The sequence below is a fragment of the Bradyrhizobium sp. 215_C5_N1_1 genome (genome assembly GCF_052075935.1).
GTDB classification, from domain to species: Bacteria; Pseudomonadota; Alphaproteobacteria; order Rhizobiales; family Xanthobacteraceae; genus Bradyrhizobium; species Bradyrhizobium barranii.
In genome coordinates this window covers 7857824-7884294 of record NZ_CP197228.1, presented here as the reverse complement: position 1 = coordinate 7884294, position 26471 = coordinate 7857824, and the positions used below count along the sequence as shown (strand labels likewise).

23 protein-coding genes are annotated in these 26471 nt (G+C 64.7%); 16 read left to right on the top strand and 7 right to left on the bottom strand.

Going from position 1 to position 26471, the window contains the following annotated elements:
- Positions 1–10: 10 nt before the first annotated feature.
- The 7 genes from AB7G19_RS37735 to AB7G19_RS37705 all read left to right on the top strand — a co-directional run bounded on the left by AB7G19_RS37735 (position 11) and on the right by AB7G19_RS37705 (position 11392).
- Positions 11–1054 (top strand): CobW family GTP-binding protein, encoded by a 1044-nt coding sequence (locus AB7G19_RS37735; protein WP_014491771.1) that lies wholly within the window; start codon positions 11–13, stop codon positions 1052–1054.
- On the top strand, positions 1054–2073 hold the full coding sequence (locus tag AB7G19_RS37730) for a WD40 repeat domain-containing protein (RefSeq protein WP_085398987.1): 1020 nt from the start codon (positions 1054–1056) through the stop codon (positions 2071–2073). Before AB7G19_RS37735 ends, AB7G19_RS37730 begins: the two co-directional genes overlap by 1 nt.
- Before the next feature lie 211 nt (positions 2074–2284).
- On the top strand, positions 2285–5827 hold the full coding sequence (locus AB7G19_RS37725) for an FG-GAP-like repeat-containing protein (protein ID WP_135214790.1): 3543 nt from the start codon (positions 2285–2287) through the stop codon (positions 5825–5827).
- Between the two features lie 321 nt (positions 5828–6148).
- Entirely contained in the window at positions 6149–9298 is a 3150-nt protein-coding gene (locus tag AB7G19_RS37720; RefSeq protein ID WP_441268776.1) for an FG-GAP-like repeat-containing protein, read from the top strand.
- Positions 9299–9406: 108 nt separating this feature from the next.
- Positions 9407–10123: an MgtC/SapB family protein gene (locus tag AB7G19_RS37715; protein WP_085398474.1), complete on the top strand. Its 717-nt coding sequence runs from the start codon at positions 9407–9409 to the stop codon at positions 10121–10123.
- A gap of 101 nt (positions 10124–10224) precedes the next feature.
- Positions 10225–10557, top strand: a complete 333-nt coding sequence (locus tag AB7G19_RS37710; protein ID WP_085398476.1) for a hypothetical protein — start codon at positions 10225–10227, stop codon at positions 10555–10557.
- A gap of 94 nt (positions 10558–10651) precedes the next feature.
- Complete coding sequence (locus AB7G19_RS37705; RefSeq protein WP_071909407.1) at positions 10652–11392, top strand: acetoacetate decarboxylase; 741 nt, start codon at positions 10652–10654, stop codon at positions 11390–11392.
- A 63-nt stretch (positions 11393–11455) separates the two neighbouring features.
- Here the strand turns inward: AB7G19_RS37705 and AB7G19_RS37700 are convergent, their stop codons facing one another.
- The 5 genes from AB7G19_RS37700 to AB7G19_RS37680 form a co-directional block, all read right to left on the bottom strand.
- A complete protein-coding gene (locus tag AB7G19_RS37700) occupies positions 11456–12898 on the bottom strand; it encodes a homospermidine synthase (protein WP_041954184.1) in 1443 nt (480 codons plus the stop codon).
- A 48-nt stretch (positions 12899–12946) separates the two neighbouring features.
- Complete coding sequence (locus tag AB7G19_RS37695) at positions 12947–13336, bottom strand: RidA family protein (RefSeq protein ID WP_085398473.1); 390 nt, start codon at positions 13334–13336, stop codon at positions 12947–12949.
- 135 nt (positions 13337–13471) lie between these two features.
- The gene (locus tag AB7G19_RS37690; protein ID WP_085398472.1) at positions 13472–14059 is read right to left on the bottom strand and encodes a GNAT family N-acetyltransferase; all 588 of its coding nucleotides are present in this window, start codon (positions 14057–14059) and stop codon (positions 13472–13474) included.
- Positions 14060–14204: 145 nt separating this feature from the next.
- Positions 14205–15347, bottom strand: coding sequence for a type III PLP-dependent enzyme (locus tag AB7G19_RS37685; RefSeq protein ID WP_085398471.1), 1143 nt, complete (start codon positions 15345–15347; stop codon positions 14205–14207).
- A gap of 675 nt (positions 15348–16022) precedes the next feature.
- Positions 16023–16277, bottom strand: a complete 255-nt coding sequence (locus AB7G19_RS37680) for a hypothetical protein (RefSeq protein WP_041954176.1) — start codon at positions 16275–16277, stop codon at positions 16023–16025.
- 137 nt (positions 16278–16414) lie between these two features.
- Between AB7G19_RS37680 and AB7G19_RS37675 the strand changes: the two genes are divergently transcribed.
- The 3 genes from AB7G19_RS37675 to AB7G19_RS37665 are packed head-to-tail and all read left to right on the top strand — an operon-like array spanning position 16415 to position 20264.
- A complete protein-coding gene (locus AB7G19_RS37675) occupies positions 16415–18496 on the top strand; it encodes a M3 family metallopeptidase (protein ID WP_441268775.1) in 2082 nt (693 codons plus the stop codon).
- Complete coding sequence (locus tag AB7G19_RS37670) at positions 18496–19134, top strand: DUF1007 family protein (protein ID WP_085398469.1); 639 nt, start codon at positions 18496–18498, stop codon at positions 19132–19134. Before AB7G19_RS37675 ends, AB7G19_RS37670 begins: the two co-directional genes overlap by 1 nt.
- On the top strand, positions 19125–20264 hold the full coding sequence (locus AB7G19_RS37665; RefSeq protein WP_085398468.1) for a nickel/cobalt transporter: 1140 nt from the start codon (positions 19125–19127) through the stop codon (positions 20262–20264). Before AB7G19_RS37670 ends, AB7G19_RS37665 begins: the two co-directional genes overlap by 10 nt.
- A gap of 175 nt (positions 20265–20439) precedes the next feature.
- Here the strand turns inward: AB7G19_RS37665 and AB7G19_RS37660 are convergent, their stop codons facing one another.
- Positions 20440–20838, bottom strand: coding sequence for an MAPEG family protein (locus AB7G19_RS37660; protein ID WP_085398393.1), 399 nt, complete (start codon positions 20836–20838; stop codon positions 20440–20442).
- Positions 20839–20920: 82 nt separating this feature from the next.
- On the opposite strand from AB7G19_RS37660, the gene hemH reads away from it, so the two are divergent.
- From hemH to AB7G19_RS37635, 5 genes are all read left to right on the top strand, one after another.
- Positions 20921–21958: a ferrochelatase gene (gene hemH / locus AB7G19_RS37655; protein WP_085398394.1), complete on the top strand. Its 1038-nt coding sequence runs from the start codon at positions 20921–20923 to the stop codon at positions 21956–21958.
- Between the two features lie 11 nt (positions 21959–21969).
- On the top strand, positions 21970–22947 hold the full coding sequence (locus AB7G19_RS37650) for an ABC transporter substrate-binding protein (RefSeq protein WP_085398395.1): 978 nt from the start codon (positions 21970–21972) through the stop codon (positions 22945–22947).
- A gap of 76 nt (positions 22948–23023) precedes the next feature.
- A complete protein-coding gene (locus AB7G19_RS37645; RefSeq protein WP_441268774.1) occupies positions 23024–23581 on the top strand; it encodes a hypothetical protein in 558 nt (185 codons plus the stop codon).
- Between the two features lie 195 nt (positions 23582–23776).
- Positions 23777–24781, top strand: coding sequence for an SPFH domain-containing protein (locus AB7G19_RS37640; protein ID WP_071909416.1), 1005 nt, complete (start codon positions 23777–23779; stop codon positions 24779–24781).
- Positions 24782–24893: 112 nt separating this feature from the next.
- Entirely contained in the window at positions 24894–25337 is a 444-nt protein-coding gene (locus AB7G19_RS37635) for an NfeD family protein (protein WP_028148102.1), read from the top strand.
- A gap of 126 nt (positions 25338–25463) precedes the next feature.
- On the opposite strand, the gene AB7G19_RS37630 is transcribed toward AB7G19_RS37635, so the two are convergent.
- Positions 25464–25790: a winged helix-turn-helix transcriptional regulator gene (locus tag AB7G19_RS37630; protein ID WP_085398396.1), complete on the bottom strand. Its 327-nt coding sequence runs from the start codon at positions 25788–25790 to the stop codon at positions 25464–25466.
- A 72-nt stretch (positions 25791–25862) separates the two neighbouring features.
- On the opposite strand from AB7G19_RS37630, the gene AB7G19_RS37625 reads away from it, so the two are divergent.
- Entirely contained in the window at positions 25863–26420 is a 558-nt protein-coding gene (locus AB7G19_RS37625; protein WP_085398397.1) for a carboxymuconolactone decarboxylase family protein, read from the top strand.
- The last annotated feature ends 51 nt before the right edge of the window (positions 26421–26471 follow it).

The following is a 26471-nucleotide window of genomic DNA, read 5'->3' as shown; positions in this document are numbered from 1 at the left end:
CGGAGTTGTCATGTCTGAAGCGTCCCAAAAAATTCCCGTGACCGTGCTGACCGGCTATCTCGGCGCCGGCAAGACCACGCTGTTGAACCGCATCCTGTCGGAAAACCACGGCAAGAAATACGCCGTCATCGTCAACGAATTCGGCGAGATCGGCATCGACAACGATCTCATCATCGGCGCCGATGAGGAAGTGTTCGAGATGAACAACGGCTGCATCTGCTGCACCGTGCGCGGCGACCTCGTGCGCATCATGGACGGCCTGATGAAGCGCAAGGGCAAGTTCGACGCCATCATCGTCGAGACCACCGGCCTTGCCGATCCCGCGCCTGTCGCCCAGACCTTCTTCGTCGACGAGGACGTGCAGAAGAACGCGCGGCTCGACGCGGTCGTCACGGTCGCCGACGCCAAATGGCTGTCCGACCGGCTCAAGGATGCGCCCGAGGCCAAGAACCAGATCGCGTTCGCCGACGTCATCGTGCTGAACAAGACCGATCTCGTCACCAAGCCGGAGCTTGCCGAGGTCGAGGCCCGCATCCGCGCCATCAACCCCTATGCCAAGCTGCATCGCACCGAGCGCTGCTCGGTCGCCCTGGCGGACGTGCTCGACCGCGGCGCCTTCGACCTCGACCGCATCCTCGACATCGAGCCGGATTTCCTGGAGGCCGATGATCATGACCACGACCATGATCATCACCACCATGGCCACGACCATCACCACCATGATCACGGCCACGGCCTGAAGCACTATCACGACGAGGACATGCAGTCGCTGTCGCTCAAGACCGACAAGCCGCTCGATCCGAACGTGTTCATGCCCTGGCTCCAGAACCTGGTGCAGGTCGAGGGCGGCAAGATCCTGCGCTCGAAGGGGATCCTCGCCTTCCACGACGATGATGACCGCTATGTCTTCCAGGGCGTCCACATGATGCTGGAGGGCAACCACCAGCGGAAGTGGAAGGACGGCGAGCCGCGCGAGAGCCGCCTCGTCTTCATCGGTCGCGAATTGCCGGAAAAGGCCATTCGCGAGGGTTTTGAGAGCTGCATCGTCTCGTGATGAAAGAATTTACGCCGGCCCCCGATTCCGCCTCGATCGTCTCCGTCACCGATCGCGTCAAGCCTGTTACGCTCGGCATGGGCGTGACCTCGGTGTATTTCCTCGGGCCCCGCGCCGCCTTCGTCAGCGGCGAGGAGAATGTCGCGTTCGTCGACGCCAAGGGCGAGATCACGACGGTCGCCGTGCATGGCGGCGGCATTCTGTCGACCGCCTCCGATGGCAAGCGCCTCATCATGGGCGGCGACGACGGCAAGGTCGTGTCGCTCGACGCCAAGGGTGAGGTGACGCTGCTCGCCACCGACCCCAAGCGGCGCTGGATCGACGCGGTGGCGCTGCATCCCGACGGGGCCTATGCCTGGTCGGCCGGCAAGACGGCCACCGTCAAGAGCGGCAAGACCGAGGAGAAGTCGCTCGAGGTGCCCTCGACCGTCGGCGGCCTCGCCTTCGCGCCGAAGGGCCTGCGGCTCGCGATCGCGCATTACAACGGCGCGACGCTGTGGTTTCCGAACATGGAAGGATCCGCCGAATTCCTGCCCTGGGCCGGCTCGCATCTCGGCGTCACCTTCAGCCCCGACAACAAGTTCCTGGTCACCACGATGCACGAGGCGGCGCTGCACGGCTGGCGGCTTGCCGACAACAGGCACATGCGCATGACCGGCTATCCCGGCCGCGTCCGTTCGATGTCCTGGAGCGCGGGCGGCAAAGGGTTGGCGACTTCGGGTGCCGACACCATCATCATCTGGCCGTTCGGCAGCAAGGACGGCCCGATGGGCAAGGAGCCCGCGATGCTCGCGCCGCTGCAGGCGCGCGTGTCGGTGGTCGCCTGCCATCCGAAGAACGACATCCTCGCCGCCGGTTACAGCGACGGCACCGTGCTGATGGTGCGGCTCGAGGACGGCGCCGAGATCCTGGTCCGCCGCAATGGCACCCCTCCGGTCGCAGCGATTGCCTGGAACGCCAAGGGCACGCTGCTGGCCTTCGCCGACGAAAATGGGGACGGCGGTCTGCTGGAGCTATGAGGCCGACTATCCACAGCCTCTCCCTGTTATGTTATTTTTGTTATCATGTAACATAACCGACAAGCAGCCTCTGTAGGGTCGCAGATGTAGAGAGCACGGCGTGCAATTTCGAATTGCTGCCGTGCGATCGAATGTGCCTGGCGCCGGTTTTTCCGGGGCCAGTGTGCATTTCGAATCCTCGCATCAACACGCGCCACCGCAGGGAATTCAGATGCCCGTCATCCCCGATCTTCCGACCATCACCAGCATCACAGCGACCGATCCGACCCAGACCGACGCCGGAACGGTGCACTACACCGTCACGTTCTCGAAGCCTGTTCTTGGCGTCACGATTGATCAGTTCAGCCTTGCAACGAGTGGCAGCATCGGCGGCGCGGGCATCACCGACGTGACACCGGTCGCCGGCAGCAATCTTTCGAGCTATACGGTCACGGTGAATACCGGATTCGGCTCCGGCTCGGTGGCGCTCCAGTTCACGGGAAGCAACGTCCACGATACCAATGGTTACTATGTCGGACCGTACCAATCCGAATCGAAGCTGACCGTAAACAGCCCGACGTCCTTCGCGATCGGCGACGTCAACGGAGACGGGAAGCTGGACGTCGTGATGGGGACAAACTTTTTCGTCAACCCGAGCTACGTCAGCGTGGCGCTGAACGACGGCACCGGTCACTTCTCCTCAGCCTCGAACACCTCGAGCCCAGGCCTATTGCCCTTGCTGGCGCTTGCCGATCTGAATGGCGACGGCAAGCTGGACATCGCACAGGTCACCCTCGACGGTACCGTGACTGTTCGTCTCGGCAACGGTAACGGCACGTTCGGGGCCAACACGAGCTATTCCGCCGGCAGCGGCGTCTATCAAACACCTAAAGTGATCGACGTGACCGGCGATGGCGTGCTCGACATCGTCGTCGGCAGTACGGTCCTGCCAGGAAATGGCAACGGTACGTTTGGGACTGCCATCACCACGAATCTCGGGGTCAGCTCCATCGCCTATGGTGACTTCAATGGAGACGGCAAGCTCGACCTCGTGACGAGGAATTCGACCAATCTGGCAATAGCGCTGAGCTTCGGCAATGGTGACGGCACGTTCCAGGCTCCGTCGTCCCCGGTCGGGACGGCGACATCTGTCCTCACCGGCGATTTCAACGGTGACGGCAAGCTCGACATGGCGGCCGTCAGCAGCGCCACAATCTCGATCCTGCTCGGCAACGGCGACGGCACTTTCACCTCGTCCGGGACGACTCTTCAGGCGGCGGGTACGATCGGATCCGGCGCGGTCGCCGACATCAACGGCGATGGCGTGGCTGATCTCGTGGTCGTCGGAACCAACAACACGCTCTCGACCTTCTTCGGTCACGGCGACGGCACGTTCGGGCAAGTGAGGATCTCGCCGCTCGACAAGACCGCCGGGCAGATCGGCGCCGGTGACCTGAACGGCGACGGCAAGGCCGACGTTCTGGTCGGATATCAATTCGGCACCAATCCTTTCACTCAAAGTTCGGGCACCGATATCCTGCTGACCGGTTCATCCAGCGAGACGGGACCGGCGTACACGATCGTACGGACGTCGCCGGCTCTGACCATCACCGACGGGGACGTCACCCTCGGCGCCGACGGCAACAATTACATCAACGCGGCGCATTTCCATGGTGGGGCGACGACGTTGGCCGGCACCGGCAATGCCGGCGACACCATCTCGGTCACCGACGCCATGACTCACGCAGTCGTCGGCACGGCCACGGTCGGCCAGAACGGCACGTGGAGCCTCGGCGTGTCCGGCCTGCAGGACGGCACCACTTACAGCTATGTCGCGGCTGCGACCGACTCCCACGGCAACAGCAGCGTCGGCCCGGCGTTCACCTTCACGGTCGATGCGACCGCATCGCTCGGGATCACGGGCATCAATTTGTCGGCCGACTCGTCGGTGTCAAACCCGAAGGTCACCCTGCAGGGGACGACCGACGTGCCGGCGCAGGTGACCGTCTCGATCGGAGGGACCGACGTGATCGTCTCCAGCGCGACCGGATCGTGGCAGTTCAATAGCCAGGTCGTGCCATACGGATTGACGACGATCGTGGCTAGATTCTCGGATGCCGCAGGCAATGTCGGCGCCTCGCCGACCTATACGCTCATCAGGGGCAACTATACGCTTGTCTCCAGCACGCAGCTCGCCAACGCGGTGGTTGTCGACAGTTTCTTCACCGTGGATTCCAACGCCGCGGAGACCGGCGCGATCGTTCTCTCTGGCGCGGGCGAAATCGTCCGCGGGACCTCGACCGGGGCAACGATATACAATGGTGGGAGCCAAGGGCTCGAATACGGCACGGCGACCGGGACCCTGGTGCAGGCTGGCGCCACTCAGCTCGTGAGCTTCCAGGGGACCGCCAAGGACACGGTGCTTTATGGCACGCAAACGGTCGGCAACACGGCGATCCACACCACGATCAAGTCGGGCGGACTCCAGAACATCTACGTCAACGGCAGCACCTACGGCACCGTCATCGAGGCTCTTGGCACCCAAAGCACGGCCGGCGCCGACCACGATGCGACTGTCTTCGGTACGCAATATGTGACGGGCAGCAGCGCGAATGCCACGATCGGCTCGGGTGGCAATCAATACGATTACGGCACAGCGACCGGCGCAATGGTCCAGAGCGGCGGCTCCCAACACGTCTATCAGGGCGGCAGTGCCAGCGGCACCACCGTTGCTGCGGGCGGCTATCAGGACGTCTACCAGGGGACGGCCACCAACACCGTGCTCGCCGGCAATCAGCAGGTGCTTGCCGGTGGCCAGGCTGCCGGCACCGTCATCAATGCCGGTGGCCGGCAATATGTCGGCTCCGGTGGCGCGACCACCAATACGACCATCGCGATCGGCGGCTTCCAGTATGTCGACGCCGGCGCCACCGACAGCGGTGCGACCATCGCTGGTGGCCGGCAGTACATCGTCGGGTCAACGACGAGCGCGACCGTTGGCGCAGGCGGCGTTCAGTACGACTACGGGACGTCTATCGCGGTTCTTGTCGAGAGCGGCGGCATCCAGCATGTCTATCAGGGCGGCAGTGCGGATGGCACGACCGTTGCGGCGGGCGGCTATCAGGACGTTTCCCAGGGGACAGTCACCAACACCGTGCTCGACGGTGAGCAGCAGGTGCTCACGGACGGCCATGCCACCGGCACCACCATCAATGCCGGCGGGCGGCAATATGTCGGTTCGGGCGGCGCAACCACCGCCACGACCATCGAGACCGGCGGCTTCCAGTATGTGGACTCCGGCGCCACCGACGGCAGTGCCACGATCAGCGGCGGCTACCAGTTCGTGGCGGGCACGGCGACCGGCGCCACCGTCAGCGGCGGCGGCGAGCAGGATGTCGGCGCAACCGGCATCGCTGCGAATTCGCATCTCGACGGCGGTAGCGAGCATGTCTACGCTGGCGGCCTGCTCCAGAACGTCGATTTCGGCGGCTCGAACGGCGCAACGCTGGTGCTCGACGCGCCGACGGGCCTGTCTGGCGCGATCGCCAATTTCGGCGCTGACGACACCATCGACTTCCGCAACACGGTGGTCAGTAGTGTCGATGTCGACAGCGCGAACAATCTGACGGTCACGACCGACGGCGGCCAGAGCTACTCCTGGGCGCTGCTGGCGCAGTACGCAGCTTCGTCCTTCGTGCTCGCGGCCGACGGCAACGGCGGAACGATGCTGAGCTATGTGCCGCCACAGCAGACCTTGCTCGCGGCCGCTCACTAAGGCAGGCAAAACCAAGACGGACGGGCATTGGCTTCCATAGCGCCGATGCCCGTTCAAATTGACCGCGGCGCAACTCTCGCATGGATCGTCTGTCGATCTTGCGAGGGACCGGTTTCTGCGAGGCACAGGCTCCCTGCGTTATGTTGTTTATCGTTAATGTGTAACATAACCGACAAGCAGTCCCTGTAGGGTCGCAGATGTAGAGAGCACGGCGTGCAATTTCGAATTGCTGCCGCGCGATCAGTTGCGCTTGGCGTCGGCCTGTCCGGAGCCGGCGTGCAATTCGAATCCTCGCATCAAGCGCCACGCCAGGGAATCCCCATGCCACTCATCCCCGTTCTTCCGACGCTCGTCAGCATCACAGGCACCGATCCGTCGTCGACCGACGCGTCCGTCGTGCACTACACCGTCACCTTTCCGAAGCCGGTGTCCGGCGTCACGGTCGATCAGTTCACCCTCGCCACGACGGGGAGCATCAATGGTGCCGGCATCACGGACATCACGCCGGTGGCTGGCAGCAACGGCGCGAGCTACACGGTCACGGTCAACACCGGCTCGGGCAGCGGTTCGCTGGGGCTGCAACTGACCGGCACCAATGTGCACGATTCCAGCGGCTATTATGTCGGGCCGTTCCAGTCCGAAACGCAGATGAGCGGTCCGCGCTTCAGCATCATCAACACGGCGGCGGTCGGCGACGTCAACGGCGATGGCAAGCAGGATATGGTGTACATCCGAACCGTCAGCGCTTCCGCATACTTTCTTGATGTCAGGAACAATGACGGCACGGGCCAGTTCACGCAAACCTCGCTGACCGGCGCCTCGGAGCTGGAATCGTCGATTCGACTCGGCGACGTCAACGGCGACGGCAAGCTGGACGTCCTGATGGGCAACATCTTCACCGGGACCCTGGACGTCAGGCTGGGCAATGGCGACGGCACGTTCGCGGCGGCGACGAAGTATGCGACGGGTGGCAGCACTGGCGGCAATATCAGGGCGTTTGCCGACTTCAACGGCGACGGCAGGGCCGACGTGATCATGTCGAACAACATCGGCACGTCGCTGCTGCTCGGTAACGGCGATGGTTCTTTCGGATCGCCCATTGCCACGAATGCCTCCAACGCCTTCGCGAGCGGAGATTTCAACGGCGATGGAAAGATCGATCTGCTTGTGCAGGACTCGTCAAGTTCGCCGGTTGCCGTGCGGCTTGGCAACGGGGATGGCACGTTCCAATCCCCGATCACGGCCGGCACCTCATCCAGAACGATCAGCGGCGACTTCAACGGCGACGGCAAGCTTGATCTTGCACTCGGAACCAACAACTCGATTGCGATCCTGCTCGGCAACGGCGACGGCACCTTCGCGTCGCCACAGACCTTCCTGACACCGGCGCCCATCTGGAACTTGGCGGCCGCGGACTTCAATGGCGACGGTAAAACGGACCTCGCCGTGGTCGCTAGCAGCAACAATACGCTTTCGACCTTCTACAGTCGCGGTGACGGCACGTTCGGCCCGGCGGTGACGTTGCCGCTCGCTTCGGGCGCCAACGGAATCACCGTCGGTGACCTCAATGGAGACGGAAAAGCCGACGTGGTGGTGGAGTGGACAACGAGCAACTCCTCGACCGGCGAGGATGTTTTCCTCACCGCGCCGAATTCGACCACCACGCAATATACGATCAGCCGCACGCCTCCGGCCCTGACGATCGTCGATGCGGACGTGACGCCGGGTGCGGACGGCAACAATTACATCAACGCGGCGCACTTCCATGGCGGGATGACGACCCTGTCCGGCTCCGGCAATGCCGGAGACACCGTCACGGTCACGAATGCCGGCGACAATTCCGTCGTTGGCGTCACCACGGTTGGCAGCGACGGCAGCTGGAGCCTCGGCGTGTCCGGCCTCCAGGACGGCTCGACCTACAGCTACGCCGCGACCGCCACGGATAGCCTGGGCAACCATAGCAACCCCGGGCCCGCATTCACCTTTACGGTCGATGCGACCGCCCCCGTCCTCGCGATCACGAGCATCGAAAATTCCGATGCAACGCCCTTTTCGATCACCGTCCGGGGCACGCTCGACCTGGCTGACGCGACCTCCGCGCTCACCTTGTCGTTTGGTCCAACGGATCACGCAGTCACCAGCGCCGCCGACGGCACCTGGCGGCTGGACAATCTGTCTCCGGCAACCGGACTTTCCTATGTGACGGCCCGTCTGCGCGACGCCGCCGGCAATACCGGCGTGTCGCAATCGATCCCTCTCGCCTTTGGCTACACGCTAGCGAGCGGCGCCTCACTTGAGAACGCGATCGTCGCGGCGGCCTCCTCGTCCTTCAACCCGAGCCTTGTTGTCCGCGGCACCTCGGTCGGGGCGACCGTCTTGCGCAACGGAATCGAAGAAGACTACGGCATCTCGACCGGATCGGTGGTCAAGAACGGCGGCCAGCAGCATGTTTTTGGCACCGGCACGACCGGCGCGATGATCGAAGCCGGCGGCTATCAGGACATCCGCGCCGGTGGGCGTGCGACAGATACCCTGTTGTACGGTTTCGGGCAGGTCTACGCTAACGGCACCTCGGCCCACACCACGATCAAGGCTGGCGGACAGCAGTCCGTTGCCGCCGGCGGCCGCGACGTCAACTCGACGATCGACGGCGGAACGCAATATCTGAGCGGAACGGCGACGGGCACGACGGTGGGCGCCGGCGGCAATCAATACGATTACGGCACGGCGAATGGCGTCCTCGTCGCGAGTGGCGGCTCCCAACACGTCTATCAGGGCGGTAGCGCCGCCGGAACGACGGTCGCGGCGGGTGGCTACCAGGATGTTTACCAAGGTACCGTCACCGACACCGTGCTCGACGGCAATCAGCAGGTGCTCGGCAATGGCCACGCTGCCGGCACCGTCATCAATGCCGGTGGGCGGCAATATGTCGGCTCCGGTGGCGCGACAACGGGCACGACGATCGCAGCCGGCGGCTTCCAGTACGTGGACGCCGGCGCTACCGACGGCAGCGCGACGATCAATGGCGGCTATCAGTTCGTCGCAGGCGCTGCGACCGCAACGACGGTCAGCGGCGGTGGCGAGCAGGATGTGGGGGCGGGCGGCAACGTCTCAAACGCGCATCTGGATGGCGGCAGCGAGCATGTCTACGCTGGCGGCCTGCTCCAGAACGTCGATTTCGGTGGCTCCGGCGGCGCAACGCTGGTGCTGGACATGCCGGCGGGCCTGGCCGGCTCGATCGCCAATTTCGGCGGCGATGACACCATCGACTTCCGCAACACGGTGGTCAGTAGTGTCGATGTCGACAGCGCGAACAATCTGACGGTCACGACCGACGGCGGCCAGAGCTACTCCTGGGCTCTGCTGGCGCAATACTCGGCCTCGTCCTTCGTGCTCGCCTCCGACGGCAACGGCGGCACCGTGCTGAACTACACGCCGCCCCAGCAGACGTTGCTCGCGGCCGCTCACTAAGGCGGAGAAAACAAGACGACCGGGCATCGGCTTCCACAGCCGGTGCCCGTTCAAATTGACCTCGTCGGCACTCTCGCATAGATCGTTTGCCAACCCGTGCGAGGGACCATGCGGTTTTTGACGACATTCCAGATTGCTGACTTCGCGGACACGCTGGTCAGCCTCTTCACGGCCTTCGTGCTGGGCACGCTGATCGGCGCCGAGCGGCAGTACCGCCAGCGCACCGCGGGCCTGCGCACCAACGTGCTGGTCGCGGTCGGTGCCGCCGCCTTCGTCGATCTCGCCATGCACCTGACCGGCGCCGACGGCGCGGTCCGCGTGATCTCCTATGTCGTCTCAGGCATCGGCTTCCTCGGCGCCGGCGTCATCATGAAGCAGGGCATGGACGTCCGCGGGCTCAACACCGCGGCGACGCTGTGGGCTTCGGCCGCGGTCGGCTCCTGCGCCGGCGCCGACATGGTCGCACAGGCGGCCGCGCTGACCGTGTTCGTCATCGCCGGCAACACCATGCTGCGCCCACTGGTCAACGCCATCAACCGCATTCCGCTGAACGAGAAGGCCTCGGAGGCGACCTACTATTTCAAGCTCGCCGTCGCGGCCGACGCCCTGCCCGACATGCGCGACCGCCTCGTTGAAAAGCTGGAGGCCGCGAAATATCCGGTGGCCGATATCGACGTGGTTGAGATCGGGGATGATATTCTCGAGGTCGTCGCAAAGCTGGTTGCGACCGCAGTCGATCCGAACGAGCTCAACGCGGTGGCGACCAATCTTCAGCACCTGCCGGGCGTGCGCCACGCCACCTGGGAAGTTAACACCTCAGACTGAGCGCGGCGTTTTGGCGCGCGAAGGCACGGTTCCCGCCTCGTCCGCCACGGAACCGCAGTCGGGCAAGTTCGTTGATCCCGCGGATAAAGGCGGTGATCGACATGCCCGGCCCAAATGACAAGCGCAGACTGAAACGTGACCTGATGGTCGCATGCTCGCTGCTCGCAGCAGGCGCCGTGGTGTCAGGCCTCTCGCTGGCGCAGATCCGGGCCGAGAGCCGGATGCAGACGGCGCAGGCGACCCAACCGCTCCAGGGCACGCCATCCGGCGATCAGGATAAGACGCCCGCGGAAGCCAAGCCCGGCGGCGACCGGCCGACCACGCCGGCCCCCGAGCCCGCGCGCCCCGACCCGCAGACGCGGGGTGCGGCGACCAAGCCGGCACTGCCGGCGGCGCCCGCGGAGAAGATCGCGCCGCCGATCAAGGAGAAGTAGCCCGGCGGCCGGCGTATTGTGACGCGCATTTGATCTCGCCTCGGCAACCGGCCCGTTCCATAATCTGTCGCGCCAACGACAGATGGGGCCTCCCATGAAGATCGAAGACGTCCGCCGCACCGCCTATTCGATGCCGCTCACCAACCCGGCATTCCCGCCGGGGCCATATCGCTTCTTCGACCGCGAATATTTCATCATCACCTACAGGACCGATCCCGAAGCCCTCGCCGCCATCGTGCCCGAGCCGCTTGAGGTGGCGGAGCCGGTGGTGAAATACGAGTTCATCCGGATGCCCGACTCGACCGGATTCGGCGACTACACCGAAACCGGGCAGGTGATCCCGGTCCGCTTCAAGGGCGAGGAGGGCGGCTACACCCACGCGATGTATCTGGACGACGAGGCCCCGATCGCCGGCGGCCGCGAGCTGTGGGGCTTTCCGAAGAAGCTCGCAAGGCCCAAGATCGAGATCGAGAGCGACGTCCTGGTCGGCTCGCTGCATTACGGCTCGGTCCTCTGCGCTTCGGCCACGATGGGTTACAAGCACCGCAAGGTCGACCACGACACGGTGCTGAAATCGATGGCGGCGCCGAACTTCATCCTGAAGATCATCCCGCATGTCGACGGCAGCCCGCGGATCTGCGAGCTGGTGCGGTTTCATCTCGATGATGTCGTGCTGAAGGAAGCTTGGACCGGCCCTGCCGCGCTCGGGCTGTTTCCCCACGCACTCTGCGACGTCGCCCGCCTGCCGGTGCGCGAGGTGGTCTCCGCGCTGCATTTCAAAGCGGACCTGACGCTCGGGCTCGGCAGCGTGGCGTTCGATTACTTGGCGAAATAGGTCGGCAAAAAGAAATGCCCGGCACAAGGCCGGGCATCGCTATCGACCGGAAGCGCTGAGAGGTCAACGCACCAGGACATTCCGGAACTGCCAGGGATCGCTCGTGTCGATGTCTTCCGGGAACAGTCCCGGACGATCCGTCAGCGGCGTCCAGTCGGTGTAGAAACCCTTCACCGGGCCGAGATACGGCAGCTGGATCTCCAGCAGACGATCGAAATCCATCTCGTCGGCTTCGACGATGCCTTCGTTCGGGTTTTCCAGCGCCCACACCATGCCGCCGAGCACGGCGGAGGTCACCTGCAGGCCGGTGGCGTTCTGGTAGGGCGCGAGTCTGCGGGTCTCCTCGATGGAGAGCTGCGAGCCGTACCAATAGGCGTTGTTGTCATGGCCGAACAGCAGCACGCCGAGCTCGTCGATGCCGTCGACGATTTCGTTCTCATCGAGGATGTGGTGCTTTTCCTGCATCTTCGCGGCACGGCCGAACATTTCGTGCAGCGACAGCACGGCATCGTCGGCCGGATGGTAGGCGTAGTGGCAGGTCGGCCGGTAGACCGCCGTACCCGATGCGTCGCGCACCGTGAAGTAATCGGAGATCGAGATCGACTCGTTGTGGGTGACGAGGAAGCCATACTGCGCGCCGCGGGTCGGGCACCAGGTGCGCACGCGCGTGTTGGCGCCGGGCTGCATCAGATAGATGGCCGCGCCGCAGCCGGCTTCGTGGGTGCGCGCATTCTCGGGCATCCATTTTTCATGGGTGCCCCAGCCGAGTTCGGACGGCTGCACGCCTTCCGACAGGAAACCTTCCACCGACCAGGTGTTGACGAAGACGTCAGGCTCTTTCGGCGACTTGGAGCGCTGGGTGTCGCGTTCGGCGATGTGGATGCCCTTGATACCGGCCTGCCGCATCAGGTCCGCCCACTCGGCCTTGGTCTTCGGCTTGGGGGCATTGAGCTTCAGATCGGCGGCGACATTGAGCAGCGCCTGCTTGACGAAAAAGGAGACCATGCCGGGATTGGCGCCGCAGCAGGAGACGGCCGTCGTCGAGCCCGCGGGGCGCGCCTTCTTGGCGGCCAGCGTCACTTCGCGCAGCGCGTAGTTGGAACGCGCTTCCGGGCCCTTCGAGGAATCGAAATAGAAGCCGAGCCAGGGCTCGTTGACGGTGTCGATATAGAGCGCGCCGAGCTCGTTGCAGAGCTCCATGATGTCGGTGGAGCCGGTATCGACCGAGAGATTGACGCAAAAACCCTGGCCGCCGCCTTCGGTGAGCAGCGGGGTCAGCAACTCCCGGTAATTGTCCCGGGTCACGGCCTTCTGGATGAAGCGGACGTTCTGCTTCTCGCAATGCGCCTTGCGGCCCTCGTCCTTGGGATCGATCACGGTGACGCGCGACTTGTCGTAGTCGAGATGCCGCTCGATCATCGGCAGCGTGCCTTTGCCGATGGAGCCGAAGCCGACCATGACGATGGGACCAGTGATCTTCGCGTAGATCTGCGAGGGGTGGCTCATGGGATGGTTTCTCCGGAACGTGCTGGCAGACAAAGGGTGGGGGGTGGATCAGGCGCTGCGGCGCTTGGCGGTGACTTCGATCTCGACCTTCATCTCGGGCTTGGCGAGGGCGGAGACGACAAGCAGTGTCGCAGCCGGCCTGATGTCGCCGAGAACCTCGCCGCAGACAGCGAAGTGGGCATCGATGTAGCTGGCGTCGGTGACGTAGTAGGTCGCACGGACGATATCGGCCATCTCGAATCCGCCCTCCTTCAGGGCGGCTTCGATGGTCTTGAAGCAGTTGCGTGACTGGCTCGTGACATCGGCCGGCATCGTCATCGTCGTGTAGTCATAGCCGGTGGTTCCGGCGACGAAGGCGAACTCGCCGTCGATCACGGCGCGGCTGTAGCCGACGGTCTTCTCGAGGGGAGAGCCGGTGGAGATCAGGCGACGGGACATGGTCGTGGGCCTCGACTGAAGGGGGTGTTTGGCGGGTTAAAGGGCGTTTCTCAGGCCCGCGCAACCCTAAAGGAACGGGCCTGCGCGAGCATCGCCGCGGAACGCGGCTTAAGTCGTCGCCATCATGGCAATCCCTTAGGCCGCGTGCGCCTGGAGGGCGCGAACTACCCTCCGTTTGGGCATGGCCGCGCCGGTCGGGACGATCATCCCCTCAACGCCATCCAGCGCACCGGCCTGGAATTCGATCGCCAGCAGACGATCGCGCTCGAACGGGCCGGGCAGCATCAATGCGCCGGTCTTCTCGGGCGAGAAGCCGAAGCGGGCGTAGTAGGGGGCATCGCCGAGCAGGATCACGGCGGCATGCCCGCGTGCCCGGGCGGCGGCCAGCGCTTGTTGCATCAGCGCGGCGCCGATCCCGAGCTCGCGGAAGGCAGGGTCCACCGCCAGCGGTCCGAGGACCAAAGCGGGCCTGCCTCCGGCGCTGACGTGCCACAGCCGCACGGTTCCCACGAGTGTCCCCTCGCGCACAGCCGACAGGGCAAGGCCTGCGGCAGGTGCACGTCCGTCGCGCAGGCGCTGGCAGGTGCGGTCATGGCGGTTCTCGCCAAAGCAGGCATCCAGCAGCGCTTCACGGGCGGCGACGTCGGCAGCACGTTCCGCACGGATCGCGAACGGAGCGGCTTTCGAAGTGAGGGCGACTTGTGGCTTCCGAAAAGCAGTCATGGCGCGTCAGTCCCCGCTTGAACCCGCGTGCGAGAAGCACGCCGGCTCAAGACGTCGTCAGAATGGCAATGTCAGGAAGGGAGCCGGCGGACCGGCTCCCGGGTTCGTCAGGCCTCAGAACGAGAGGCGGATCAGATGCGGCAAATCAGATGTGGTACGTCTTCAGCGGCGGGATGCCGTTGAACGCCACCGACGAGTAGGTCGACGTATAGGCCCCGGTGCCTTCGATCAGCAGCTTGTCGCCGATCTCGAGCGTGACGGGAAGCGGATACGGGGTCTTCTCGTACAGCACGTCGGCGCTGTCGCAGGTCGGGCCCGCGAGCACGCACGGCGTCATGTCCGCGCCGTCATGCGGGGTGCGGATGGCGTAGCGGATCGACTCGTCCATCGTCTCGGCGAGACCGCCGAACTTGCCGATGTCGAGATAGACCCAGCGCACCTCGTCATCGTCGCTCTTCTTCGAGATGAGCACGACCTCGGATTCGATGATGCCGGCGTTGCCCACCATGCCGCGGCCCGGCTCGATGATGGTCTCCGGAATCTGGTTGCCGAAGTGCTTGCGCAGCGCGCGGAAGATCGAGCGGCCGTAGGTCACGACCGGCGGCACGTCCTTCAGGTACTTGGTCGGGAAGCCGCCGCCCATGTTGACCATGGTCAGGTTGATGCCGCGCTCGGCGCAGTCGCGGAATACCTGCGAGGCCATCGCCAGCGCACGGTCCCACGCCTTCACCTTGCGCTGCTGCGAGCCGACATGGAAGGAGATGCCGCACGGCTCCAGGCCCAGGCGCTTGGCAACGTCGAGCACATCGACGGCCATCTCCGGGTCGCAGCCGAACTTGCGCGACAGCGGCCATTCGGCGCCGGCGCAGTCGTAGAGGATGCGGCAGAACACCTTCGCGCCGGGAGCGGCACGGGCGACCTTCTCGACCTCGGGAACGCAGTCGACCGCGAACAGCCGGATGCCGAGCGCGAAGGCGCGCGCGATGTCGCGCTCCTTCTTGATCGTGTTGCCGAAGGAGATGCGGTCGGGCGTCGCACCCGCGGCCAGCGCCATCTCGATCTCGGCGACCGTCGCGGTGTCGAAGCAGGAGCCCATGGAGGCGAGCAGGGACAGCACTTCCGGCGACGGGTTCGCCTTGACGGCATAGAACACGCGGCTGTCGGGCAGCGCCTTGGCAAAGGTCTGGTAATTGTCGCGCACGACCTCGAGGTCGACGACGAGGCAAGGCTCGGTGTCCCGGCCCTCGCTGCGGCGGGTGCGCAGGAATTCCTGAATACGTTCGGTCATAGCACTCTCCCAAACGGCCCAGCGACGGGGATCCGTTCAAAAAATGACGTCGGATAAGAGCGCTCCGGCCAGATCGCGCGATGGAGGCGCGACGAGCCAAAGACTCAAACCAGACTGTGCTGCCGTGGATTGGTTGGGATTGTTCCCGCCCGCACACCTGGCAATGAAGGACAAGCCTTTTCAGTAGCCCGCGCCGGCGTTGGACTGCCGGTAGAGACCAAAAAAGCCCGATCCGTCGTTGCTTTAAGTCGCGTCCCCCGTTGAGAGCGGGGTGCGCCGGTTCGCCTCCGGCTGCCAGTCACGGTTGCAAAAAGTGAAGTCACCTTCGACATGGCATCTCTTTGAGAGAGATGCTGGACGCTCCGGGTTTGCTTCCTCGTCCGACCTTTCGGTCTCGCGACTTCCGCACTTCCGAAGAGCCCCTCGGCTTCTTCACCCCTTGGCGGCTGTCCGGCCTCTTGTCCGGATACCTACCGACTGACACACGACCACAGGCACGTGCGAAATTGGGCAAGAGCGCACATAAGCGTTTTGACTCAGCTTCGCAAGAATTTTTTTAGGCTGAGGACAGAATTGCCTAACATCTGCTTGCGCAGTGTTGCGCGAGCGACGCGGAAGATGAACGCGCGTTAAGTTTTCTCAGCCGTGCGCGCGTCTTGCGCGCGCGAGGAAGCGTCAGCGGCGCTTCGTGAACGGCTCGACGCGCTGAGCCGCGCGGATGAACGCGGTCATCACGAGCACGCCGAGCGCGAACAGCACAGCCTGCAGGATGTGCGTGCCCTGATCACCGAGCCCGAACAGGATCGCGAGCGCCCAGCCGCCGGCGAACGCGGCGCCGAACACCTCGGCGCCGATCAGGATGGCCGCGCTGACGACAGTGATGACGCTTGGCCAGACGATCTGACGGGAAGATGAGGCAGGCGCGTTCATGAGCTTTGGGGTCCGTAGCTTCGAGGGCCGCAATCTCCCCGAAAAGGCGGCCGGGAGCAAGGGCAAATGGCCCAAAAAAGCCCCATCGCGTGCTATAGCTGACCCCAACAATCGAGCCACAAAAACCGGGACTTGCGATGTCAGACCCCCGCCAAACCACGGACCCCGAGACCAACCCGCTGCTGAAGGCCTGGGTGACGCCGTTTGCGACCCCGCCCTTCGACGAGGTCAAGCCCGAGCACTTTCTGCCGGCCTTCGAGCAGGCCTTCGCCGATCACTCCGCCGAGATCGCGGCGATCACCAACGATCCGGCGGCCGCCGACTTCGCCAACACCATCACGGCGCTGGAGCGCTCCGGCAAGCTCCTCACCAAGGTCGCGGCGGTCTTCTACGACCTCGTCTCGGCGCATTCCAACCCGGCCATCCTGGAGATCGACAAGGAGGTCTCCTTGCGGATGGCGCGGCACTGGAATCCGATCATGATGAACGCCGTGCTGTTTGGTCGCATCGCCCATCTGCACGAGAACCGCGCCGGTCTTGGTCTTTCGCCCGAGCAGCTCCGCCTGCTGGAGCGCACCTACACCCGCTTCCACCGTTCCGGCGCCGGCCTCTCCGAAGAGGCCAAGGCGCGGATGGCGGAGATCAACGAGAAGCTCGCCCAACTCGGCACCGGCTTTAGCCACCACCTGCTTGGCGACGAGCAGGAGTGGTTCATGGAGTTGGGGGAGGCCGACCGCGAGGGCCTGCCGGAGAGCTTCGTCGCAGCCGCCAAGGCTGCGGCGGAAGAGCGCGGCATGGACGGCAAGGCCATCGTCACGCTGTCGCGCTCCTCGACCGAGCCGTTCCTGAAGAGCTCGGCCCGCCGCGACCTGCGCGAGAAGGTCTACAAGGCCTTCACGGCGCGCGGCGACAACGGCAATGCCAACGACAACAACGGCACCATCGTCGAGATCCTGCAACTGCGCGAGGAGAGCGCCAAGCTTCTGGGCTATCCGACCTTCGCCGCCTACCGGCTCGAGGATTCCATGGCCAAGACGCCGGATGCGGTGCGCGGCCTGCTGGAGCGGGTCTGGAAGCCGGCGCGTGCGCGTGCGCTCTCCGACCGCGACGAGATGCAGGCGCTGATCACGGAAGAGGGCGGCAATTTCAAGCTCGCGCCCTGGGACTGGCGCTTCTATGCCGAAAAACTCCGCCTCCAGCGCGCCAATTTCGACGACGCCGCGATCAAGCCGTATCTTACGCTCGATCACATGATCGCCGCCGCCTTCGACTGCGCCACCCGCCTGTTCGGCATCACCTTCGAGGAGCGCAAGGACGTGCCGGCCTGGCACCCGGATGTAAGGGTCTGGGAGGTAAAGGGGCCGGACGGCAAGCACAAGGCGCTGTTCTACGGCGACTACTATGCCCGGCCGTCGAAGCGCTCCGGCGCCTGGATGACCTCGCTGCGCGACCAGCAGAAGCTCGACGGCGAGATCGCGCCGCTCGTCATCAATGTCTGCAACTTCGCCAAGGGCGCGAACGGCGAGCCCTCGCTGCTGTCGCCCGACGATGCCCGGACCCTGTTCCATGAGTTCGGCCACGGCCTGCACGGCATGCTCTCCAATGTGACCTATCCGTCACTCTCGGGCACCGCGGTGTTCACCGACTTCGTCGAGCTGCCGTCCCAGCTCTACGAGCACTGGCAGGAGCGGCCCGAGGTGCTGCAGCAGTTCGCCCGCCACTACCAGACCGGCGAGCCGCTGCCGGACGATCTGCTCCAGCGCTTCCTCGCCGCACGAAAGTTCAACCAGGGCTTTGCCACGGTCGAGTTCGTCTCCTCGGCGCTGGTCGATCTCGAATTCCACACCCAGCCGGCTTCCGCCGCGCAGGATGTCCGCGCCTTCGAGAAGAAGGAGCTGGAAAAGATCGGCATGCCCGAGGAGATCTCGCTGCGCCACCGCCCCACCCAGTTCGGCCACATCTTCTCCGGCGACAATTATGCCTCCGGTTACTACAGCTACATGTGGTCGGAGGTGATGGACGCCGACGCCTTCGGCGCCTTCGAGGAGGCCGGCGACATCTTCGATCCTGCAGTGGCAAAGCGCCTGCACGACGACATCTACTCCTCGGGTGGATCGGTCGATCCCGAGGCCGCCTATGAAGCCTTCCGCGGCCGCCCGCCGGAGCCCGACGCGCTGCTCCGCCGGCGCGGCCTGCTCGATGACGCAAAGGCAGCCTGATGGGCATGCGTGCCCTGTTCGGCCTGTTGCTCGCCGCTGCGATGACGTTCGCAGCCGGCGCGGCGCGGGCGCATCCGCATGTCTGGATCACCGCGACTAGCGAGCTGCTCTACGCCGCCGACGGCAGCATCACCGGCGTGCGCCACGCCTGGACTTTTGATGACATGTTTTCGGCCTATGCCCTGCAGGGGCTCGAGAGCAAGACCAAGGGCGCCTATACGCGCGAGGAGCTCGGGCCGCTGGCGCAGACCAATGTCGAGTCGCTGAAGGAATACGCCTACTTCACCTTTGCGCGAGCCGACGGCAAGAAGGAGCGTTTTAACGATCCGGTCGACTACTTCCTCGACTACAAGGATACCGTGCTGACCCTGCACTTCACGCTGCCGCTGAAGAACCCGGTCAAGCCCAAGCAGCTGGTGCTCGAAGTGTTCGACCGCTCCTACTTCATCGACTTCCAGATGGCCAAGGACAATCCGGTCAAGCTGGTCGGCGCGCCCGCCGGCTGCCAGATGAAGCTCGATCGGCCCAGCGACGGCTCCGCCACCGCGCAGAAGCTCAACGAGCAGACCTTCCTGAACGGTGAGAACTCGAATTTCGGCATGATGTTCGCCAACAAGATCACGGTGGATTGCCCTTGATTGGTCGTCTTCGTTCCCCGCTTGTGCGCGGGCTTCTGGCCTGTGCGGCCGTGTTCCTTGTTGTGAGCGTGGCGGACGCCGCGCTTCACGATCTCCTCGCGCAAAATCCGTTCGGTGCACCACGCCCGGCGCAGGCCGCGGAGCCCGAGGCCAGCGGCGTCATTGGCTGGCTGTTGGCAAAGCAGTCGGAATTCTATCGCCAGATGTCGGCGACCATTCGCGCCGCCAAGTCCGACGGCTCGGCGGTGTGGACGCTGCTCTTCATCTCCTTTGCCTATGGCATCTTCCACGCCGCCGGCCCCGGCCACGGCAAGGCGGTAATCGCCTCCTATCTCGTCGCCAACCGCGAGACCGCGCGGCGCGGCATCGCGCTGTCGTTTGCCTCGGCGCTGATGCAGTCGCTGGTGGCGATCCTGATCGTCGGCATCTCGGCCTGGGTGCTGAACGCCACCGCCAAGACCATGTGCAAGGCGGAAGGCGCGATCGAGATCGCGAGCTACGGCCTGATCGCGCTGTTCGGCCTGCGGCTGGTCTGGGTCAAGGGCCGCACCTTCATCCGTGCGCTGCAGGCGGTCCAGCCGGTGCCGGCGATCGCCGGCGTGCCGCATGACCATCACGATCACGGCCATCACCATGATGCCCATGACCATCATGACCACGATCACGGTCATGATCACCATCATCACGACCATGGTCACGCCCACGCCCATCACCACCATGCGCATGACCACGTCCATGACGAGCATTGCGGCCATTCCCACGGTCCGACGCCGAGCGAGCTCGCCGGCCCCGGCGGCTGGCGGCGCGGGTTCGCTGCGATCCTGACAGTCGGCATTCGGCCCTGCTCGGGTGCGATCCTGGTACTGGTGTTCGCGCTGGCGCAGGGCCTGTTCTGGGCCGGCATCGCCGCGACCTTGCTGATGGGGCTCGGCACCGCCATTACGGTCGCGGCCATCGCCGTCGTCGCCGTCTCCGCCAAGGACATCGCCGCCCGCCTCAGCGCCGGGCGCGACGGCGGCGGTGCCCTGTTCATGCGCGGCATCGAATTCGGCGCCGCCGGCCTTGTGCTGCTGTTCGGCGCGGGCCTGCTGTTCGGCTACATCGCCGCCGAACGGACGACGTGTTTCTAAGGTTGCTCTTTCCCTCCCCCCTTGTGGGGGAGGGTGGCTCGCCGCGTAGCGGCGAGACGGGCGAGGGGTATCTCTCCGCGAGCAAACCTCTCACGATTGAATCGTGCGGAGAGATACCCCTCATCCGTCGCGCTACGCGCGCCACCTTCTCCCACAAGGGGAGAAGGAAGAAAGATCACACCGGCAAAAACCGCTTCAGCGCCGGCATGAAGAAGATCCCGAGATTGATCGCAAAACCGATGCTCCAGAGGATCGAGCGCAGCGTCGGGCGGTTGCCGAGATAGGTCAGCACGTAGGCGATCCGCACGATCAGGAACAGCACGGCGAGCTCGTCGATCAGCCGCTGCGGCGAATCCCGGAATTCGGCAAGCAGCACCGCGAAGGCGAAGAACGGAAAGGTCTCGATGCCGTTCTGGTGGGCACCAAGCGCGCGCTGCGCCAGCGCATCCTCGAAGAAGGCGGGGTCGCGCGGCCGGGAATTGTCGAAGATGCGAAACCGCGTCCATTTGATCGAGACGATCGTCGTCAGATAAAGCAGCAGCGCTCCCAATACGCAGAATTCCGCGAGTGTCATCAGCCCCTCCCCGCTTGGGCGCGACCCTAGCGAAATCGACCTCATCTTGACAAGTTCGGAGCAACGCGCGACGCAACTGATCATGACGACAATTGCCCCCATCGCAGCGCAAAAGCCCGCCGTCCGGTCCAGCCTGCGGCGCGTCGGCGTGCTCCTGGTCAATCTCGGCACGCCCGATACGGCCGATGCGCCCGGCGTGCGGGTCTATCTCAAGGAATTCCTCTCGGACGCCCGCGTCATCGAGGACCAGGGGCTCGTCTGGCAGTTCGTGCTCAACGGCATCATCCTGCGCAGCCGTCCCCGCACCAAGGCGCTGGACTATCAGAAGATCTGGAACAATGAGCGGAACGAGTCGCCGCTGAAGACCATCACGCGCTCGCAGAGTGACAAGCTTGCGGCCGCACTGTCTGACAGCGACCACGTTGTCGTGGACTGGGCGATGCGCTACGGCAATCCCTCGATCAAGTCCGGCATCGACGCGCTGATCGCGAAGGGGTGCGACCGCATCCTCGCCGTGCCGCTCTATCCGCAATATTCCGCCTCGACCTCGGCGACGGTCTGCGACGAAGTGTTCCGCGTGCTCGCCCGCTTGCGTAACCAGCCGACGCTGCGGGTGACGCCGCCTTATTACGAGGACGAGGCCTATATCGAGGCGCTCGCGATCTCGATCGAGACGCATCTGGCGACGCTGCCGTTCACGCCGGAGCTGATCGTGGCGTCCTTCCACGGCATGCCGAAATCCTATGTCGACAAGGGCGATCCCTACCAAAGCCACTGCGTCGCCACGACCGAGGCGCTGCGCCGCCGGCTCGGCATGGACGAGACGAAACTGCTGCTGACCTTCCAGTCGCGCTTCGGCAATGACGAGTGGCTCCAGCCCTACACCGACAAGACCATGGAGCGCCTGGCCAAGGAGGGCGTGCGCCGCATCGCGGTGGTGACGCCGGGCTTTTCCGCCGACTGCCTGGAGACGCTGGAGGAGATCGCGCAGGAGAATGCCGAGATCTTCAAGCATAATGGCGGCGAGCAGTTTTCCGCGATCCCCTGTCTCAACGACAGCGATCCGGGCATGGACGTGATCCGCACCCTGGTGCTGCGCGAGCTTCAGGGCTGGATTTGATGGCGTGTCCCATGAACCGCCGCGAGACTTTGGCGCTTCTTGGGACGATCGCCGCGCTGCCGGCCTCGGTGCTGGCGCAGCAGCCGAACGCGACCCGGCGGCTCGGCGTGCTCTCGGTCACGGCCGCGGATGACGCGATCGGGCAGGCCCGCAGCACGATCCTGGTCGAGACGCTCGCCGCTCATGGCTGGAAGGAGCACGACAACCTCAGGATCGATTGGCGCAGCGGCGCCGGCGACCGGGCGCGCATCGCGCGCCTCGCCGACGAACTCGTGGCGCTCAAGCCGGACATCCTGCTCGCGGTCGGCACGCCCTCGGTCGAGGAGTTGCGCCAGCGCACCACGACGATCCCGATCGTGTTCGCCGTCGTGACCGATCCCGTCAGCCAGGGCTTTGTCAAAAACCTCGCCCATCCCGGCGGCAACATCACCGGCTTCACCGATTACGACGGCCCGCTCGCCGGCAAATGGCTGGAGATGCTGACGCAGGTCACGCCAAAAGTGTCCCGCGTCTTCGTCGTCTACAATCCCGCCACCGCGCCGTTCGCGCCCCTGATGCTGCGCACGATCGAGGACGCCGCACGGACGCTTCACGTGACGGTCGAGGCAGCGCCGGTTCAGGACGCCGGCTCGATCGCCGCGCTGGCTTCGCGAAAGGACAGCGGCCACCTGGTGCTGCCTGACTTCTTCACCATGGCCAATCGTTCCCAGCTCCTGGCTGCAATCGGTGAAGCCCGCGTGCCGGCGGTGTTCTGGAGCCGCACCTTCGTCGACGAGGGCGGGCTGATGTCCTACAGCACCGACAGCGCCGAGCAGCTCCGCCGCGCTGCCAACTACATCGATCGCATCCTGAAAGGCGCGCAGGCAGCCGACCTGCCGGTCCAGAACCCCACCAAGTTCGAGCTGGCGATCAACCTGAAGACGGCGAGGGCGCTGGGGTTGACGATGTCGCCCTCGCTGCTTGCGCTCGCCAACACCGTGGTTGAATAGGGGCGCCGAAGCTACCTTCGACTGGTGATTCCGGAATTCCTGGGGCAGAATGACGGTGGGGATGTTGCCGCGAGCGATGCGGCTCGAACGGGGCGGGCGCGATTACATGCGGGGATTGTTGCTTGTAGCCGTCGTGGCCTGCGGACTCGCTGGCTGCAACACGACCGGGGACGTTGCGTCGACCATGTATCCGGAAGCGGTGCGGGCCGGCGGTGCCGTCAAGAGTGATACGGCCATTGTCCTGGTCGCAAACGGCGGCAGCGAGACGATCAACTATCTTCAGTTCGTTCACAACGGTTTTCCCGCGATCAACGCGCGAGGGATCAGCCTTGCTCCGGACGGCTTTGTTGCGATTCCGGTCGCTGTCGGAACGACGGGGCTTGAGCTGCAAAACTATACGACGACGGGTCGCCCGGGCACCTATCTCCCGAATGGCGCGTCGATGGGATTCGTGCCGGGGCATACGCCCAAGATCGATCTTCCCGCCCCCGGACTGTATTACGTTGCGACCGTCTTTCCAGGGCAGCAACGCAGTTTCGAGACAAGGCCGACGGCCGTCCAACTGGCGAAGCTGCGCAAGGAGCGGCCCGAGCTCGCCGCGCTGAAGCCGGTGAATTTTACATGGTCCAACTAGGACACCGGTCGTTGCTAGGTTGCCTCCGTGCCCTTTCAAGGGCTTTCTCACAATACTTATCGGCGATCGTTCCGCCTCCGTACTTCTTGTGGAAATGTCGCCCCGCGCCGACGTAAATGGTGACCGCTGAACCGGTAGGGTTGCGTTCCCGACCAATGACAGCGCGGGAAAGGGCTTTCCCGCCTTGGAGGAAGTATGAGCGGTTTCGATGTTTTCGCGATTGTTCTGGTGTTGCTCGTCATCGTCACGCTGGTCGCCGGCGTGAAGACGGTGCCGCAGGGCTATGACTGGACCATCGAGCGGTTCGGCAAATACACCCAGACGCTGAGCCCCGGGCTCAACCTGATCGTGCCCTATTTCGATCGCGTCGGACGCAAGATCAACATGATGGAGCAGGTGATCGACATTCCCGAGCAGGAGGTCATCACCAAGGACAACGCCACCGTGACGGTGGACGGCGTCGCCTTCTACCAGGTGTTCGATGCCGCCAAGGCGAGCTACGAGGTCTCCAACCTGACCCAGGCCATCACGGTCCTGACCATGACCAACATCCGCTCGGTGATGGGAGCGATGGATCTCGACCAGGTGCTGTCGCATCGCGACGAGATCAACGAGCGCCTGCTTCGCGTCGTCGACGCTGCGGTCTCGCCCTGGGGCCTCAAGGTCAACCGCATCGAGATCAAGGACATCGTGCCGCCCGCCGACCTCGTCGAAGCCATGGGCCGGCAGATGAAGGCCGAGCGCGTCAAGCGCGCCGACATTCTGGCCGCCGAAGGCCAGCGCCAGTCCGAGATCCTGCGCGCCGAGGGCGCCAAGCAGGGGCAGATCCTCCAGGCCGAAGGCCGCAAGGAAGCTGCGTTCCGCGACGCCGAGGCTCGCGAACGTTCCGCGGAGGCCGAGGCCAAGGCGACGCAGATGGTCAGTGAGGCTATCTCCAAGGGAGACGTCGCCGCGCTGAACTATTTCATCGCCGACAAGTATATCAAGGCGTTCGGGCAACTGGCGGACTCGCCGAACCAGAAGGTCATCATGCTTCCGGTCGAAGCGATGAGCATGCTGGGCTCGCTCGCCGGCATCGGCGAGATCGCCAAGGCAACGTTCGGCGAAAGCGCGGCGTCCGCGGCCGCTGCCGCCCGCCGCGGCGGCTCGGTGCCGACGACCGGCCCCACGCCGCCGGCGGTACCGCCGCGACAGGGGTAATCAAAGCGCATGCACTTTCGAAAAGTGCATGCGGCAATTTAAAGCGCATGCCCCGGAAAAGTGGGGACCGGTTTTCCGATCAGGGCATACGCCAGCATAAAGAGGTCGTGTCATGACCGACATGTTCGTATCGCTCGGCACCTGGAATTGGCTGATCTTCGGCTTCATCCTGATGGCGCTGGAGGTGCTGGCGCCGGGCGTGTTCCTGTTCTGGCTCGGCCTCGCCGCGTTGCTGGTTGGCCTGATCTCCTTTGCTGTCGCCGTGTCGTGGCAGATCCAGCTCGTGATGTTCGCAATCTTCGCTGCCGCCGCCGTGCCGGTGTGGCGCCGGCTCGCGCGGCCGAAGCTGGACGCAAGCACCAGCCCCTTCCTGAACAAGCGCAGCGAGGCATTGCTCGGCCGCGAGTTCACGCTGGAGAAACCGATCATCGACGGCAACGGCACCGTGCGCCTCGGCGACACGGTGTGGCGCGTGGCCGGGCCCGATACGCCGGCCGGGACGCGGGTGAAGGTGGTGCAGGTGGACGGTGCGAATTTGACGGTGGCCGCGGCGTGATCCTTTCTTCCCCTCTCCCCTTGCGGGAGAGGGTGGCTCGCCGCGTAGCGGCGAGACGGGTGAGGGGTATCTCTCACCGAACGCGATACTGAGTTTGTGGAGAGAAAGGCAGCGTGCTTGGCTGCTCTACCTCTTCCACCTCTCCGCAAACCGGTGCAGGGGCATGAACGTCTCGCACAGCTCCCGCCCCAGTGCCGTCAGCCCGTAACCTCCACCGTCGCCCAGCTCCACGAACCCTGCGTCGCGCAGCTCCGTCAGCCGCGCCTGCAGCACTGTCGGCGAGGCCTCGTCGCAGGCGGTGCGCAACGCGCGGGAGGTGAGGGCTTGGTCGCGCAATTCCCACAAGATCCGCAGGCTCCAGCGTCGGCCGAGGAGGTCGAGCAGCGCCATGATCGGCCGCCCGGTGCGCGAGCCGCGGACATTGCGGCTCCCTGATGCTGCCTGTTTCGCCATCCCGGCCCTCTTGCGTCGTGCTACAAATAATGTAGCGTATTGCTACGATAATTGTAGCAACGGAGACAGCTGATGTCCCAGGCCACGCCGCGCATCGCGCCGCTCGTCCCGCCTTATCCCCCGGAGATCCAGGCGCAGTTCGACCGCATCATGCGCGGTGCGCCGCCGCTGGTGCTGTTTCGGGTGATGGCGGGCCACGCCCGCGCCTGGGACAAGTTCCGCGCCGGCGGGCTGCTCGATCCCGGCCCGCTGTCATTGCGCCAGCGCGAGATCGTGATCGACCGCACCTGCGCGCTGACCGGATGCGAATATGAATGGGGCGTGCATGTCGCGATCTTCGCCGGGCCGGCGCGGCTCAGCGAGGAGGAGGTGCACGCGACCGTGCGGGGCGATGCGACGTCACCGTGCTGGTCGCCGGCCGAGCAGGCGTTGATCGCCGCCGTCGATGCGCTGTATCACCGCGCGACGTTGGACGACGCTGAATTCGCCGCGCTGTCGGCGCATTACGACGAGGCCCAGATCCTGGAGATCATGCTGCTGTGCGGCTTCTACCGCACGGTGTCGTACCTGGCGAACGGGCTGAAGCTGCCGCTGGAGGAGAGGGCGGTGAGGTTTCCGGCACCGCTCTAACCGCTCGTCATTGCGAGGAGCTCTTGCGACGAAGCAATCCAGACCGTCTCC